The organism is Limnobacter humi (assembly GCF_024518835.1).
Classification (GTDB): Bacteria; Pseudomonadota; Gammaproteobacteria; order Burkholderiales; family Burkholderiaceae_B; genus Limnobacter; species Limnobacter humi.
Genome location: NZ_JANIGO010000022.1, coordinates 1 through 570, shown reverse-complemented (window position 1 = coordinate 570; position 570 = coordinate 1). Strand labels below are relative to the sequence as shown.

General features: G+C 60.9%; 1 protein-coding gene. It reads right to left on the bottom strand.

From position 1 onward, the window contains the following. Positions 1 to 556 (bottom strand): ABC transporter substrate-binding protein (locus NQT62_RS15375; RefSeq protein WP_256765628.1); only part of this gene is annotated, 556 nt, incomplete at its 3' end. Positions 557 to 570: the final 14 nt, after the last annotated feature.

Genomic DNA, 570 nt, shown 5'->3' with positions numbered 1-570 from the left:
GAATGTTGCGGGCGTCCAAAAACGTCATGAGGGCCAGTTTCTGCTCGGCGAGACGCCGGGTTGCCGCCTTTGCCGCCAGCAGTTCCCGCTCGGTGCGGTCAATCAGGGCTTGCGCTTGCTGCGGTTGCCCGACGATCTGCCCCAGCTCCAGCGTTGCAGCAACGATGTGTGGATATGGCGAGGATCCGAGTGCATGGATGGGAAATGATTTGACCGGCGCGATTGTCTCGAGCTGCGGCCTGATCCATTCGAGATAGGGTGTAGAAATGATCAAATCGGGCTGCAGCAGCTGCAGCATTTCCATATTGATCTCATAGTTCGAACCGACATTGGCAATGCCCGGCGGCAGGGGCGGCTCCATGACCCAGTCATACCAGCCCTGTGTGTCGATCAGGCCAACGGGCGGCGTGCCGAATTCGATCAGCGTCTGCGCCAAACCGTAGTCCAGCGAAATGATGCGCGGCGGCGCAGCCCTGGCAGCACGCGCGAGCAGCGGCGATGCGAGCAGAAGGCTTGAGCCGAACAGAAAATCGCGGCGGCGCAGCGCGGCCATCATCAATATCCCGATCC